Origin of the sequence: Streptomyces massasporeus (assembly GCF_014648995.1) — a bacterium.
GTDB classification, from domain to species: domain Bacteria; phylum Actinomycetota; class Actinomycetes; order Streptomycetales; family Streptomycetaceae; genus Streptomyces; species Streptomyces massasporeus.
In genome coordinates this window covers 21,723-36,517 of sequence record NZ_BMSE01000013.1, presented here as the reverse complement: position 1 = coordinate 36,517, position 14,795 = coordinate 21,723, and the positions used below count along the sequence as shown (strand labels likewise).

Here is a 14,795-nt window from a genome sequence, read left to right as displayed (position 1 = left end):
GGCCCGTCGCGGTGCGGCGCACGGGCCTGTTGTGCGCGACACGGTACCCCCAACCAGCGGCTATCGGCCGAGCAGGACCACCTCGACCTCGGTGCCGGGCTCGACGGAGACGGTGTCCTCGGGGACGGCGATCAGGGCGTCGGCGTGGGCGAGGGCGGCGACCAGGTGGGATCCAGCGCCGCCGACCGGTGTGACCTTGCCGTCGGCGTAGGTGCCGCGCAGGAACTGGCGGCGGCCCTTCGGGGAGGTCAGCGCCTTGTCGGCGGTCAGCGTCGCCCGGGTCGTGGGGCGGTGGACGTCCTGAAGGCCCATGAGGGTGCGGATCGCGGGGCGGACGAACAGCTCGAAGGAGACGTACGACGACACCGGGTTGCCGGGCAGGGCCAGCAGCGGGGTGTGGTCGGGGCCGATGGAGCCGAAGCCCTGGGGCTTGCCGGGCTGCATGGCGAGCTTGCGGAAGTCGATGCCGCTGCCGGGCTCGTCCTCGTCGCCGACGTGCGACAGCGCCTCCTTGACCACGTCGTACGCGCCGACACTCACGCCTCCGGTGGTCACCACCAGGTCGGCGCGGACCAGCTGGTCCTCGATGGTGGAGCGCAGGGTCTCGGCGTCGTCGGCGACGGCGCCCACGCGGTAGGCGATGGCGCCGGCGTCACGGGCTGCGGCGGTGAGGGCGAAGCTGTTGGAGTCGTAGATCTGACCGGTGCCCAGTTCCGTGTCGGGCTGGACGAGTTCGCTGCCGGTGGAGAGCACCACCACGCGCGGGCGCGGGCGTACCCGGACGGTGCCGCGGCCGATCGCGGCGAGCAGGGAGATCTGGGGCGGGCCGAGGACGGTGCCGGCCTCCAGGGCGCGGTCGCCGGCCCGCACGTCGCTGCCCTTGGCGCGCACGTGCGCGCGTGCCTCTGCGGGGCGGTACACCTGCACGTGCCCGGTGGCGCCCTCGGGGCCGAGGCTGCGGGCGAGCATGCCGCGCACCGGGCCCTCGCCGAGCCCGCCGTCGGTCCACTCGACGGGAACGACCGTCTCGGCGCCGGGAGGCAGGGGGGCGCCGGTCATGATGCGGGCGGCCTGGCCGGGGCCCACGTGGAGCAGTTCGGCCTGGCCGGCGGCGACGTCCCCGACGACCTCGAGGGCCGCCGGGAACTCCTCGCTCGCGCCCGCGACGTCCGCGACCCGTACCGCGTACCCGTCCATCGAGCTGTTGTCGAAGGGCGGCAGGGACACCGGCACCGTGATGTCCTCGACGAGGACGCAGCCCTGGGCGTCGAGCAGGTGCAGCTCGATGGGTTCCAGGGGCCGGACGGTGGCGAGGATGTCCTCCAGGTGCTCGTCCACCGACCAGAGGTGGTCGGGGCCGAAGTGGTCCTGGCCGGTGACGTGGGGCGCGGCGCTGCTCAACGTGCTACATCTCCTCGGCTACGTAACTGCGAAGCCAGGTCCGGAAGTCCGGGCCCAGGTCTTCACGTTCGCATGCGAGTCGGACAATGGCACGCAGGTAGTCCCCGCGGTCGCCGGTGTCATAGCGGCGGCCCTTGAAGACGACGCCGTGCACGGGGCCGCCGATCTTCTCGTCCTCGGCGAGCTGCTGGAGGGCGTCGGTGAGCTGGATCTCGCCGCCGCGGCCGGGCTCGGTCCGGCGGAGTATGTCGAAGATGTGCGGGTCGAGGACGTAGCGGCCGATGATGGCGTAGTTGGAGGGCGCGTCGGCCGGGTCGGGCTTCTCGACGAGGCCGCTGACCTGGACGACGTCGCTGTCCTCGGTGGTCTCCACGGCCGCGCAGCCGTAGAGGTGGATCTGCTCGGGGGCGACCTCCATGAGCGCGATGACGCTGCCGCCGCGCTGCTCCCGGACCTCGACCATGCGCTGCAGCAACGGGTCGCGGGGGTCGATGAGGTCGTCGCCGAGGAGGACCGCGAAGGGCTCCTCGCCCACGTGCGGGGCGGCGCACAGGACGGCGTGGCCGAGGCCCTTGGGGTCGCCCTGGCGGACGTAGTGCATGGTCGCGAGGTCGCTGGACTCCTGCACCTTGGCGAGGCGGCCGGCGTCGCCCTTCTTCTGCAGGGCCGACTCCAGCTCGTAGTTGCGGTCGAAGTGGTCCTCGAGGGGGCGCTTGTTGCGGCCCGTCACCATGAGGACGTCGTCGAGACCCGCGGCGACCGCCTCCTCGACCACGTACTGGATCGCGGGCTTGTCCACGACCGGCAGCATCTCCTTGGGAGTGGCTTTGGTGGCCGGCAGGAACCGGGTGCCGAGGCCTGCTGCGGGAATGACAGCCTTGCTGATCCGAGGGTGCTGAGTCATGTCCGCCACCCTATCCGGTGCCTTTGGATGGAATCTGCGGCTCCGGTTCATAGGCGCTCATATGAGCGTATTGCCATAGTTCGGGAGCAACCATTGAGGCCTATCGCACGTCCGGGCGAGCCTGACAAGCGGAGTTTGCGGCGCGAGATCCTCGCGGTGAGGAGCAGGTTGACGGCGGATGACCTGCGGGAAACGTCGGCCGCGCTGGCCGGGCGGGCTCTGGAGCTGCCCGAGTTGGGGCAGGCCGGGACGGTGGCCGCGTACGTCTCGGTGGGGAGCGAACCCGGCACCCGCGCGCTCCTGGACGCGCTGCACGCCCGGGGAGTACGCGTGCTGTTGCCGGCCCTGCTGCCCGACAACGACCTGGACTGGGGGCCGTACGAGGGCGAGGCCTCCCTGGCGCGTGTGCAACACGGCGGCAGGATGGCCCTCTTCGAACCCGCGGGCGAGCGCCTCGGGCCGGACGCCGTGACCACCGCCGACGCGGTGCTGCTGCCGGGGCTCGCGGTGGACGCGCGCGGGATGCGGCTCGGGCGGGGCGGCGGCTCGTACGACCGGGTCCTGGCCAGGCTGGAGCGGGCGGGCGCTCATCCCGCTCTCGTGGTGCTGCTGTACGACGCCGAGGTCGTCGGGCACGTCCCGGAGGAGCAGCACGACCGGCCGGTGCACGCGGTGGTGACACCGTCGGGCGTACGGCGGTTCGTCCGGGAGCCGTGACGCGAAACGGCCCTCCACGCACGCGTGGAGGGCCGTTCGTCCTACGGGTGTCGGTGGCTCACGGTTTGAGCACCAGCTTGTCGCTCGTGCTCTTCTCGACCGCCTGGTCCGAGAAGGCCCACGGCAGCAGCTCACCGTCGGCCCACTTGTCGGTCTGGTCGACGTAGTGGGCGCTGTAGGCGTGCCCGGAGGCACCGGTGAGGTTGATCCACTTCGACTTGTCGAGGTCGCCGAGGTTCACCACCATCCGCATGGACGGCACCCACACCACCCCGTAGCCGCCGGCCGCGTTCCAGCCGGTCGCGTTGACCGTGGCCTCGCCGCCGCCGAGCTCCCAGGGGCCGCGGTTGAGGGCGTACTGGATGAATTCGGGGCCCGCGGTGCCGAGGGTCTGGTTCTTCAGGAACAGGCGGTGCAGCCGGCCCCAGCTCCAGGAGTCGATGTCCTTGCCGAGCTTGGCGGTCAGCTCCCAGCGGGCGTCGATCATGGCCCGCTTGAACAGCTGGTCGCGGTTGTGGGCGGCGGGACGGGTGCCCACCTTGGGGGTGTTCCACCATTCGCTGTCCGGCTGGTCCATCAGCTTGCGGACCACCTCGAACCACCGGTCGCCGCCGTCCGGCTGCGCCTTGTCGGGGTCGCGCTGGCCGCACTCGCGGACCTTCTCGGCCTCGTCGGCGGGGCCGGTGGTGTTGACCGGCTCGACCCACAGGCACTGGCCCTTGGGACGCAGCTCCTTGGGCAGCTTGTTGCCGAAGGCGAGCTTGAGGACGTTGCGCCAGACCGCGTTGAAGTAGGCCGCTGCCGCGGAGTCGGCGTCCTGGGTGTAGTCCCAGCCCTCCAGGAGCTTCTGCGCCTCGCGGACGTCCTTGTTCTCCGGGTCGATCTTCAGCAGCGTGGGCACCAGCAGCCGGGCGATCTCGCTGCTGTTGTCCAGCTGCATCTGGCGCATGTCGTCCGTGGAGATCTTGCCGCCGTCCTTGATCTTCGACTGGATCAGGTCGGTGATCCGCTGGCTGCGCGCGCCGTAGCCCCAGTCCGCGGTGAGCGTGTACGGGTACTTGTCCGGGTCGATCACGGCCTGGTTGGCGGTGACGATGTAGCCCCGCTCCGGGTCGTACTCGTAGGGCAGCGCGTCCTGCGGGATGTAGTCGGTCCAGCGGTATTCGGGGTCCCAGCCGGGCGCCGGGATGGAGCCGTTGTCGCTCTCCTCGCGCAGGGGGATCCTCCCCGGCAGCGTGTAGCCGATGTGGTTCTCGTTGTCGGCGTAGATCAGGTTCTGCGACGGCACCTCGAACTGCGAGGCGGCCTTGCGGAAGTCGGTCCAGTTCTTCGCCTTGTCCATGGCGAAGACCGCGTCCATGGTGGTGCCGGGCTGCAGGGCGGTCCAGCGCAGCGCGACGCCGTAGCCGTCACCTCGGTCGGGTGCGGCGGTGTCGACGGTGGCCTTCCTGCCGACCTTCACGAGCTCCTCGTCGCGGTCGGACAGCAGGGGCCCGTTGTTGGTCTCCCGGACGACGATCTTCTTGGACTCGCCCCCGGCGACCTTGATGGTCTCCTCGCGCGTCTCGAAGGGCTTGACCTTGCCGTCGTACAGGTAGCCGTCGCCGGTGATCTTCTCCAGGTAGAGGTCCGTGACGTCGACACCGGAGTTGGTCATGCCCCAGGCGATGTCCTGGTTGTGACCGATTATCACGCCCGGCATGCCGGCGAAGGTGTAGCCGCTGACGTCGTACTGGCACGTGCTGGAGACGCTGCGGCAGTGCAGGCCCATCTGGTACCAGACGGACGGCAGGGACGGCGACAGGTGCGGGTCGTTGGCCAGCAGCGGCTTGCCCGTGATGGTGTGCTCCCCGCCGACGACCCAGGAGTTGGAGCCGATGCCGTCGCCGTTGACGCCGACGGCCGGCGGGAGGTCGTCCAGGACCCGGGTCAGGCCGCCGAGCTGGCTGTCCAGGCCCGCGGTGCCCGAGGCGCCGGAGGCGGTGCCGGACGTGCCGGAAGCGGTGCCGCTCGTGCCGGAGCCGCCGGACGCCGTGCCGGTCGAGGTGCCGCCGGTTCCGCTCGTCCCGGAGGTACCGCTCGTCCCGGAGGTACCGCTCGTGCCGGACGAGCCGCTCGTGCCGCCCTGCTGGAACGCTCCCGCCAGTTCGCTGTACTGGCCCTCCTGGACGATCGCCTTGTTCCGGCTGTACGGGTACTGCGGGTACAGGTCGGCGATCTGCTTCGGGCCGAGGCGGCTGGTGAGCAGGGCGCGGTCGATCTCGTCCTGCATGTTGCCGCGCAGGTCCCAGGCCATCGCCTTCAGCCAGGAGATCGAGTCGACCGGGGTCCACGTCTGCGGCTTGTAGTCGTTGGTGAAGCCCAGCGCCGCGTACTCCAGGGAGATGTCCTCGCCGTCCTTGCCCTGGAGGTAGGAGTTGACCCCCTCGGCGTAGGACTGGAGGTACTTCTTCGTGGTGGCCGACAGCTTGGTGTCGTACTCCTGCTTGGCGACCCGGTCCCAGCCGAGGGTGCGCAGGAACTCGTCGTTGTCGACCTGGCTCTTGCCGAACATCTCCGACAGCCGCCCGGAGGCCATGTGGCGGCGGACGTCCATCTCGTAGAACCGGTCCTGCGCCTGGACGTAGCCCTGCGCCATGAACAGGTCCGCGTCGGAGGAGGCGTAGATCTGCGGGATGCCGTAGTTGTCGCGTTTGACCTCGACGGGACCCGACAGGCCCTTCAGCGTGAGGGTGCCCTTGGTCTGCGGGAAGGAGGCCCGGACGGTACTGATGGACCAGTACGACCCGTAGGCCACGCCTCCGATGAGGGCCAGCACCAGGACGAGCACGATAAGTCGGGCTTTGCGCCCCTTTCTCCTGCCGGACTTGCCGGGCTGCTGACCCGTGGAGGCGGTGGTGTTGGGGGGCATCGCTGTCCTTGCTGTCCTAACGCGAGCGGCAGGTTCGGCTGTGCTTTTAACTGAGCGCTGGAGCAACGATAGGCGCAGGGCCTTGCGCCCCTTGACGCGGAGTCGGGAACCAGCGCGCACGGACGTTCGATCTTGCCCCCGAAAGCGTCAAGAAATCGTCAAGAGTTAGGTAAGGTAACGAAGTAGTTGGCGCGGTGCGCCACAGCTTCATGTGCGATGTACGTGAGCCCACGCGCGCATGCGTGCGGGCCAGGGAAGGATTCGGCCGCTGACTGTTCACCACCTCAACCAGCTCCTGCTCGTCTGCTCGCTGGTCCTGCTCGTCGCCGTCGCAGCGGTACGGATCTCCTCGCGCAGCGGGCTCCCCAGCCTGCTCGTGTACCTGGGGATAGGCGTCGCCATGGGCCAGGACGGCGTGGGCGACATCCACTTCGACAACGCCGAACTGACCCAGGTCATCGGATACGCGGCCCTGGTCGTGATCCTGGCCGAGGGTGGTCTGGGCACGAAGTGGAAGGAGATCAAGCCGGCCCTGCCCGCCGCCACGGCACTGGCGCTGGCCGGTGTCGCGGTGAGCGTCGGGGTGACGGCGTCGGCCGCGCACTATCTGATCGGGCTGGAATGGCGGCAGGCGCTCATCATCGGGGCGGTCGTCTCCTCGACGGACGCGGCGGCCGTGTTCTCCGTGCTGCGCAAGATCCCCCTGCCCGCGCGCGTGACGGGCACGCTGGAGGCGGAGTCAGGCTTCAACGACGCCCCGGTGGTCATCCTCGTGGTGTCCCTGTCCACGGCAGGGCCGGTCGAGCACTGGTACGCGCTGCTGGGCGTGATCCTGCTGGAGCTGGCCATCGGCGCGGCCATCGGTCTCGCGGTGGGCTGGCTGGGCTCCTGGGGGCTGCGGCACGTGGCGCTGCCCGCGTCCGGCCTCTACCCGATCGCCGTCATGGCGATCGCCGTGGTGGCGTACGCGGCGGGCGCGCTGGCCCACGGCAGCGGCTTCCTCGCGGTGTACCTCGCCGCGATGGTGATGGGCAACGCGCGACTGCCGCACTGGCCGGCCACGCGCGGGTTCGCCGACGGGCTCGGCTGGATGGCCCAGATCGGCATGTTCGTCCTGCTCGGCCTGCTGGTCACGCCGCACGAGCTGGGCGACGACATCGTGCCCGCGCTGGTCATCGGGCTGGTGCTGACCATGGTGGCGCGACCGCTCAGCGTGGTGCTGTGCCTGTCGCCGTTCCGGGTGCCCTGGCAGGAGCAGGCCCTGATGTCCTGGGCGGGACTGCGCGGGGCCGTGCCCATCATCCTGGCGACCATCCCCATGGTGCAGGGCGTCGACGCCAGCCGCCGGATCTTCAACATCGTCTTCGTGCTGGTGGTCGTCTACACCCTGGTCCAGGGCCCGACGCTGCCCTGGCTGGGCCGCAAGCTGCGCCTCGGCGACGGTTCGGAGGCCTCCGACCTCGGCATCGAGTCGGCACCGCTGGAGCGGCTGCGCGGGCACCTGCTGTCCGTGGCGATCCCCGACGGATCGAAGATGCACGGCGTGGAGGTGGCCGAGCTGCGGCTGCCGCACGGCGCGGCCGTGACGCTCATCGTGCGCGGGGGCGAATCGTTCGTCCCGCTGCCGACGACGATCCTGCAACGAGGGGACGAGCTCCTGGTGGTCGCCACGGATCCCGTCCGGGACGCGACCGAGAGCCGGCTGCGGGCCGTGGGACACGGCGGCAAACTGGCCGGCTGGCTGGGGACGGACGGGGCGGGCCGGTAAGAGGGGTTTTGTCCCCAATGTGATTTGCAAGGCGGACCGCCCCGTGGTGCTCACTTTCACAGGCACACGCCCCTTGATCCCTGTACGATGAAGGCGTTACCCAGATCGAACCAACTCTGCCTGACGCAGAGCTGGCGCGACCGTATGGCGGTCGGGACACCCCTCCTCACCGGGCCCCGGCATCTACCGCAGTTCCGCGCAAGAGGACAGCTCTCGGCGCCGCCCGCTACGGGGCCGCGCTACCAGGCGGCAGAAAGGCACGGGCCGTGGTGTCCACGGTCACCTCGAAGGCGTCGGAGAACCCGACGGCTTCCGCCCGCCCGGGATACGGCCGGCTGCTGCGCACCCGCGGCGCCTGGACGTTCCTGCTCCCCGGCTTCGCGGCACGTCAGCCGTTCGCGATGCTGACCATCTCCATCGTGCTGCTGGTGCAGCACACCACCGGCTCGTACGGAGCGGCGGGCGCCGCCGCGGCCGTCACCGGTGTCTCCATGGCCCTGTTCGCTCCCTACAGCGGCCGCCTCGCCGACCGCTACGGGCAGCGCGCCGTGCTGATCCCCGGCGTGCTGCTGCACGCGCTGTCCGGGCTGACGCTCACCGCGCTCGCGCTGCTGGACGCGCCCCTGTGGGCGGTGTTCGTGGCGGCCGTCCCGACCGGTGCCTCGGTGCCGCAGGTCGGCCCGATGGTGCGGGCCCGCTGGGGTGTGAAGCTCAAGGACTCGCCGCTGATGACCACCGCGGCGGCCTTCGAGTCCGTCACGGACGAGCTGACCTTCGTGGTCGGGCCGCTGCTGGCCACCGCCCTGTGCACGGCCGTCGACCCGGCTGCCGGACTGGTCACGGAGGCCTCGCTGACCCTGATCGGCGGCCTGCTGTTCGCCGCGCAGAGGAGCACGCAGCCCTCCGTCGCCGCCGACGGGCACGCGCGCGTGGAGCACGCTTCGGCCCTGCGCGTCCCCGGAGTGCGCGTGCTGATCGTGACCTTCCTGGGCATCGGCACCGTCTTCGGCGGCATGCAGGTCTCGCTGGCCGCGTTCACCGAGTCGATCGGCGAACCGGGCCTGAACGGCGTCCTCTACGGCGTCTTCGCCGCGGGCAACATGCTCTCCGGCGTGGTCTGCGGCGCGATCGCCTGGAAGGCGGCCCCGCAGCGGCGCCTGGTCGTCGGCTACACGGCACTCGCCCTGACCGCGTCGGGCCTGTGGGCCGCCCACTCGGTGCTGGTCCTCGCGGGCCTCGGCCTGCTGGTCGGCATGTGCATCGCGCCGGCCCTGATCACCGGCTACACCCTGGTCGACAGCCTGGTCCCGGCCGGTGCCCGCACCGAGGCCTTCACCTGGCTGACCGGAGCGGTGGCACTCGGCCAGGCCGCCGCCGTCACCGTCGCCGGACAGCTGGAGGACCGCTTCTGGGGAGGCGCCGGTTTCCTGGTGCCGATGGGCGGCACCGTCCTGGCCCTGGCGACCCTCCTGGCCTTGCGTTCCCGGCTGGCGGCGCGGGGCAACGGCCGGACGGTCGCACGTGGCGTGGGTCACCGCGTGCCGGTGGCAGTGGACTGAGCGGCCGGAATACGTCACTATGGATCGTCGTTAGCACTCATCGAGTGAGAGTGCCAGGAGGAAGACAGTGCCGACCTACCAGTACCAGTGCACCGAGTGTGGCGAAGGCCTCGAGGCGGTGCAGAAGTTCACCGACGACGCCCTCACCGAGTGCCCCAACTGCAAGGGCCGCCTGAAGAAGGTGTTCTCGGCGGTCGGCATCGTCTTCAAGGGCTCCGGCTTCTACCGGAACGACAGCCGCGGCTCCTCGTCGAGCAGCTCCCCGGCCGCGAAGTCGTCGAGCACCTCGGGCTCGTCGTCCTCCGACTCCGGCTCGTCGAGCTCCGGCTCGAGCTCGTCGTCGAGCACCAGCAGCTCCTCCAGCAGCAGCAGCACCACCGCCGCGTAAGGCCTGATTCTTACGGGACCCTGTCACCTTCGGGCGACGGGGTCCTCGGCGTTTTCGCCTGCGGTTAGGGTGCGGGCATGGCGAACAAGGCGAACGTGACGGACCAGGCAGGCGCCGGGATCGGCGTCATCGGCGGCTCGGGGTTCTACTCCTTCCTCGACGACGTGACCGAGATCCAGGTCGACACCCCGTACGGGCCGCCGAGCGACTCCCTCTTCCTCGGCGAGGTCGCCGGCCGGCGGGTCGCCTTCCTGCCGCGGCACGGACGGGGCCACCACCTGCCGCCGCACCGGATCAACTACCGGGCCAACCTGTGGGCGCTGCGCTCGGTCGGCGTGCGCCAGGTCCTCGCCCCCTGCGCCGTGGGCGGTCTGCGCCCCGAGTACGGGCCGGGCACGCTGCTGGTGCCGGACCAGGTGGTCGACCGCACGAAGTCCCGCGCGGGCAGTTACTTCGACGGGCTGCCCCTGCCCGACGGCTCCGTGCCGAACGTGGTGCACGTGTCGCTGGCCGACCCCTACTGCCCGTCCGGGCGGGCCGTCGCGCTGAAGGCGGCGCGGGGCCGGGACTGGGAGCCGGTGGACGGCGGCACGCTGGTCGTCGTCGAGGGGCCGCGCTTCTCGACCCGTGCGGAATCGTTGTGGCACCAGGCGCAGGGCTGGTCGGTGGTGGGCATGACCGGCCACCCCGAGGCGGCGCTCGCCCGTGAGCTGGAGCTCTGCTACACGTCCCTGACCCTGGTCACCGACCTCGACGCGGGTGCCGAGACGGGCGAGGGGGTCTCGCACGACGAGGTGCTGCGGGTGTTCGCGGCGAACGTGGACCGACTGCGGGGGGTGCTGTTCGACGCGGTGGCCGGATTGCCCGGGGAGGACGAGCGGGACTGTCTGTGTGCGAGTGCGCTGGGTGGGATGGATCCGGGGTTCGTGCTGCCGTAGCCGGCAGGCCCCGGTCTCTGGGGGAGGGCGGAAGGTGCCGTTCGGGTGAGGGAGTTGTCCACAGGCCGGCGGTGGGTCCACAGGCCTGAGCGGGCGGCGTCGGGAAGCCTCATCGTGGGGAGCGCAAGCCGGTCCCTCGTCGCAGGTGGTGGTCTCCGTGTCCCTCGCTCGTTCCTCGGTCGTCCCTTCGTCGCCCTCCTGGTCGCTCGCCTCGTGTCCGCCCGGGGCCGAGGTGCCCGCGACGCGTGAGGTGCCGCGGTTCGATCCGGTGCGGGTTCGCGGCGGTCACCGGTCCGCCCGGCTCGTGCGGCACCGGCGGCGGGCCGTGGCCGTCGGACTCGCCGTCACCGCGACGGCACTCGTGGCGGCGGGACCGCGCGATTCCGACGGGGCCCGTGGTCATCCCGGGACCCGGCCTCCCGCGCACACGGCCTCCCTGCCCGGGGAGCAGTCCGCCTACCCGCACCGCACCGCCGGGTCGGTGACGGCCCCGGTCCGCATCTCCGACGCGGCCACGGTGCGGCTGCTGCGGCCCGGGGACCGGGTCGACGTCATCGCCGCGGAGGGGACGGTGCCGGGCGGCGACGCCCGGGTGGTCGCGCGCGGGGCCAGGGTGACGAAGGTGCCCGAGCCGGTGGCAGACGCGAGCGACAGCGGGGCACTGGTCGTGCTGTCGGTGCCGCGGGCCACCGCCGCCCGGCTGGCCGGCGCGAGTGCCACGGGGCGGCTGGCCGTGACGCTGTGGTGATGCTGTGCGTGATCTGGTCAAGGCCCTCGTTCGAGGGACCCGAGTACTCGGTTCGGCCCAGGCGTGACGTAGGTTGCGGAGCGTTTTGTTCCACAAGCTGCTCGTACGAGGAGAGGCCCCGAGGTGAGCGAGAAGAAGGAACCGAGCGTCTGGCAGGACTTCAAGGCCTTCCTGATGCGCGGGAACGTCGTCGACCTGGCGGTTGCGGTGGTGATCGGTGCCGCCTTCACCAACATCGTCAACGCCGTGGTGAAGGGCATCATCAACCCGGTCGTCGGCGCCATCGGGACCAAGAACCTCGACCACTACAGCTCGTGCCTGAGCTCGACCTGCGAAGGCGAGCAGGGCATCCAGATCCTTTGGGGTTCCGTGCTCGGCGCCGCCCTGAGCTTCGTGATCACCGCGGCGGTCGTCTACTTCCTGATGGTCCTGCCCATGGCGAAGTACCTGGCCCGGCAGGAGGCGCGCCGGAAGGCGAAGGAGAACACGCAGGAGGTCCTGGAGGTGACCGAGCTGGAGGTCCTGAAGGAGATCCGGGACGCCCTGGTCGCCCAGCGAGGCTCGGGGCACGACCGGCAGTAGCGGCGTCACGGGCGGTTCAGAGGCCCGGGGCGGCGGTTCACAGGTGGCGGGCGGTTCAGAGGTGGTGGGGCGGCTTCTCGTCCAGGAAGCGCTTGAGGTCCGCCGCACTGCCGCCGGAGTCGGTGCGCTCGCCCCAGCCGCGGTCGGTGTCGTCGGAGGACTGCTGGTCGAGCGGGTCGTCGAAGACCAGCGCGGGCCTCGGCTCGCGCGGCTCGGGGGCGGGGACGGTACTCATGCGACCAGGGTACGGTCGCGGAGAAATTCCCCGCGCCTTCTGCTGTGCTGGGACGCATGACGTCCAGCCCCGCTCCCCCGCCCGTCCCCTCCGGCCCGCCCGGCATCCGGCAACCCCTGCGCAGGCTCCGGGCCCGTGGCCGCGACGAGGCGCACCGGACGGCCACGCCGCTGGAGCTCTTCTTCGACCTGTGCTTCGTCGTGGCCGTCGCCCAGGCGGGCATCGAGCTGGTGCACTCCGTCGCCGAGGGGCACGCGGGCCAGGGGATCCTCGACTACGCGATGGTGTTCTTCGCCCTGTGGTGGGCGTGGATGAACTTCACCTGGTTCGCCTCGGCGTACGACAACGACGACGTCCTCTACCGGGTCGTGACGCTGGTGCAGATCGCCGGTGTGCTGGTTCTCGCGGCGGGGGTCTCTCGGGCGTTCGAGGAGCACGACTACCTCGTGGTCTGGCTGGGCTACGCGATCATGCGGGTGGCCATGGCGGCGCAGTGGCTGCGGGCGGCCCGCGGCGCCGAGGGCCCGGAGCGGACGACGGCCCTGCGCTACGCCGGCGGCGTGCTGGCGTGCCAGGTCGGCTGGCTGGGGCTGCTGTTCCTGCCCGAGGGGGCCCGGCCCTGGTGGTTCCTGGTGATGGCGCTGCTGGAGATGTGCGTGCCGCCCTTCGCGGAGAGGGGGCACACCACCTCCTGGCACCCCCGCCACATCGCGGAGCGGTACGGGTTGTTCACCATCATCGTGCTCGGCGAGACGATCGCTGCGGCCACGGTCGCGGTGAAGTCCGGCATCGACGAGAACGACGCGCTGGGCGAGCTCCTCCCCATCGCGGCGGGCGGGCTGCTGATCATCTTCGCCGCGTGGTGGATCTACTTCGTGGTGCCCATCCACGGCCATCTGCGGTCCAACCGGCAGGCGTTCCTCTGGGGCTACGGCCACTACCTGGTGCTCGCGTCGGCGGCGGCGATCGGGGCCGGGCTGGAGGTGGCGGTGGAGGAGACGGTCGGCAAGGCGCACATCTCCACGCTGGCGGCGTCGGCGGCCGTGACCCTGCCGACGGCCCTGTACCTGCTCACGGTGTGGGCCCTGCACTCGCGCCACTTCAAGCGGGGCATCACCCAGCAGCTGGTGCTGCCGACGACGGCCCTGCTGGTGATCTGCTGCACGTTCTTCGGGCACTGGGCGGTGTTCGCGGCGGGTGTGGTCTGCGCGCTGTCGGTGGTGGCCGGAGAGACGCTGGCGGCCACGCGCCCCGCTGCCCGGCAGAGCGGGTCGGCCACGCGCACCGGGTGAGAGCACCCGCGCTCCGTCCTTCGCGACCGTCGCCGGGCTGATCCCCCCGGCAGGTCGGCGGACCGAGGAGGGCGCCCCTGCTCGGCGCATCCACCGGCTCGGCACGCCCACCTCGGCACACCCACCGGCTCGGCACGCCCACCTCGGCACACCCACCGGCTCGGCACGCCCACCTCGGCACACCCACCGGCTCGGCGCGCCCGCCGGGACCGGCGGCTCGACGAGACTGTGCGTCATGACAGTTGACGCACTGACGGATGTCTCCGGCCTGCGGGTGGGGCATGCGACACGCACCGGCGACGGTTGGCTCACCGGCACCACGGTCGTCCTCGCGCCGGAGGGCGGGGCCGTGGCCGCCGTGGACGTGCGGGGCGGCGGGCCCGGCACCAAGGAGACGGACGCGCTGGATCCGCGCAACGTGGTGCGGACGGTGGAAGCGGTCGTACTGACCGGTGGCAGCGCCTACGGGCTCGACGCGGCGTCGGGGGTGATGGCCTGGCTGGAGGAGCGGGGGCGCGGCATCCGGGTCGGGGCGGACCCGGCGCATGTCGTGCCGGTGGTGCCCGCGGCCTGCGTCTTCGACCTGGGGCGCGGCGGCGACTTCCGGGCCCGGCCGGACGCGGCGACCGGCCGGGCCGCGGTCGAGGCCGCCGCGGCGAGCGAGCTCGGCGCGCCTGTGCCCCAGGGGTGCGTGGGCGCGGGCACGGGAGCGGTGACCGGGGTGGTGAAGGGCGGTGTCGGCAGCGCGAGCACGGTGCTCGGGTCGGGGATCACGGTGGCCGCCCTGGTGGTGGCCAACGCGGCGGGGTCGACGGTGGATCCGGAAACGGGGGTGCTGTACGGGGAGTTGTTCGAGGGACGGGTGGAGTACCCGGGGGCGGAGGTCCACGCGGCAGCGCGGCGGCGTCTGGCGCAGACGGCCGAGAGGAGCACTCCGCCGCCGCTCAACACCACACTCGCGGTGGTCGCCACGGACGCGGATCTGTCGAAGGCACAGGCACAGAAGCTGGCCGGCACGGCGCACGACGGCATCGCCCGGGCGGTGCGTCCGGTCCATCTCCTCAACGACGGGGACACGGTGTTCGCGCTGGCGACGGGTGACCGCGCGCTGGACGCCGCGAACCCGCTCGCCCTGAACGAGATCCTCGCGGCGGGCGCGGACATGGTGACGCGGGCGATCGTCCGGGCCGTACGGGCCGCGGAGACGGTGGACGGTCCGGGCGGGGCGTGGCCGTCGTACGGGGAGTTGTACGCGGGCCGCTGAAGAGGCCTGCGCGCACAGCGGATCCACAGCCGGCCCGGAATTTGTCGCGGTTCTGTCACGTGACGGCCCTCATGGGAAACGGACGGAA

The 14,795-nt window shown here is 71.5% G+C and carries 13 protein-coding genes; 9 read left to right on the top strand and 4 right to left on the bottom strand.

Features of this window, described 5'->3' with window-relative positions; translation table 11 throughout:
• Positions 1–60: 60 nt before the first annotated feature.
• Together glp and galU are read right to left on the bottom strand one after the other, a co-directional pair.
• A complete protein-coding gene (gene glp / locus IE153_RS25925; RefSeq protein ID WP_189592226.1) occupies positions 61–1,401 on the bottom strand; it encodes a molybdotransferase-like divisome protein Glp in 1,341 nt (446 codons plus the stop codon).
• Between the two features lie 4 nt (positions 1,402–1,405).
• Positions 1,406–2,305, bottom strand: coding sequence for a UTP--glucose-1-phosphate uridylyltransferase GalU (gene galU, locus IE153_RS25920; RefSeq protein WP_189592225.1), 900 nt, complete (start codon positions 2,303–2,305; stop codon positions 1,406–1,408).
• 168 nt (positions 2,306–2,473) lie between these two features.
• On the opposite strand from galU, the gene IE153_RS25915 reads away from it, so the two are divergent.
• A complete protein-coding gene (locus IE153_RS25915) occupies positions 2,474–3,022 on the top strand; it encodes a 5-formyltetrahydrofolate cyclo-ligase (protein WP_438817935.1) in 549 nt (182 codons plus the stop codon).
• Between the two features lie 58 nt (positions 3,023–3,080).
• Here IE153_RS25915 and IE153_RS25910 read toward each other — a convergent pair whose 3' ends face one another.
• The gene (locus IE153_RS25910) at positions 3,081–5,933 is read right to left on the bottom strand and encodes a penicillin acylase family protein (protein WP_189592223.1); all 2,853 of its coding nucleotides are present in this window, start codon (positions 5,931–5,933) and stop codon (positions 3,081–3,083) included.
• 238 nt (positions 5,934–6,171) lie between these two features.
• Here IE153_RS25910 and IE153_RS25905 point away from each other — a divergent pair, with 238 nt between their 5' ends.
• The 6 genes from IE153_RS25905 (at position 6,172) to mscL (ending at position 11,916) form a co-directional block, all read left to right on the top strand.
• Entirely contained in the window at positions 6,172–7,701 is a 1,530-nt protein-coding gene (locus IE153_RS25905; RefSeq protein WP_189592222.1) for a potassium/proton antiporter, read from the top strand.
• A 266-nt stretch (positions 7,702–7,967) separates the two neighbouring features.
• On the top strand, positions 7,968–9,260 hold the full coding sequence (locus IE153_RS25900; protein WP_189592221.1) for an MFS transporter: 1,293 nt from the start codon (positions 7,968–7,970) through the stop codon (positions 9,258–9,260).
• Positions 9,261–9,327: 67 nt separating this feature from the next.
• On the top strand, positions 9,328–9,648 hold the full coding sequence (locus IE153_RS25895) for an FmdB family zinc ribbon protein (protein ID WP_189592220.1): 321 nt from the start codon (positions 9,328–9,330) through the stop codon (positions 9,646–9,648).
• 77 nt (positions 9,649–9,725) lie between these two features.
• Entirely contained in the window at positions 9,726–10,586 is an 861-nt protein-coding gene (locus tag IE153_RS25890; protein WP_189592219.1) for an S-methyl-5'-thioadenosine phosphorylase, read from the top strand.
• A gap of 157 nt (positions 10,587–10,743) precedes the next feature.
• Positions 10,744–11,334: a hypothetical protein gene (locus IE153_RS25885; RefSeq protein ID WP_229829170.1), complete on the top strand. Its 591-nt coding sequence runs from the start codon at positions 10,744–10,746 to the stop codon at positions 11,332–11,334.
• A 123-nt stretch (positions 11,335–11,457) separates the two neighbouring features.
• Positions 11,458–11,916 carry a large conductance mechanosensitive channel protein MscL gene (gene mscL, locus IE153_RS25880; protein WP_031111455.1) on the top strand — a complete coding sequence of 153 codons (459 nt, stop codon included), beginning with the start codon at positions 11,458–11,460 and terminating at the stop codon, positions 11,914–11,916.
• 55 nt (positions 11,917–11,971) lie between these two features.
• On the opposite strand, the gene IE153_RS25875 is transcribed toward mscL, so the two are convergent.
• A complete protein-coding gene (locus tag IE153_RS25875) occupies positions 11,972–12,151 on the bottom strand; it encodes a hypothetical protein (protein ID WP_189592218.1) in 180 nt (59 codons plus the stop codon).
• Between the two features lie 56 nt (positions 12,152–12,207).
• Between IE153_RS25875 and IE153_RS25870 the strand changes: the two genes are divergently transcribed.
• Positions 12,208–13,443, top strand: a complete 1,236-nt coding sequence (locus IE153_RS25870; protein WP_189592217.1) for a low temperature requirement protein A — start codon at positions 12,208–12,210, stop codon at positions 13,441–13,443.
• Positions 13,444–13,678: 235 nt separating this feature from the next.
• Positions 13,679–14,707: a P1 family peptidase gene (locus IE153_RS25865; protein WP_189592216.1), complete on the top strand. Its 1,029-nt coding sequence runs from the start codon at positions 13,679–13,681 to the stop codon at positions 14,705–14,707.
• Positions 14,708–14,795: the final 88 nt, after the last annotated feature.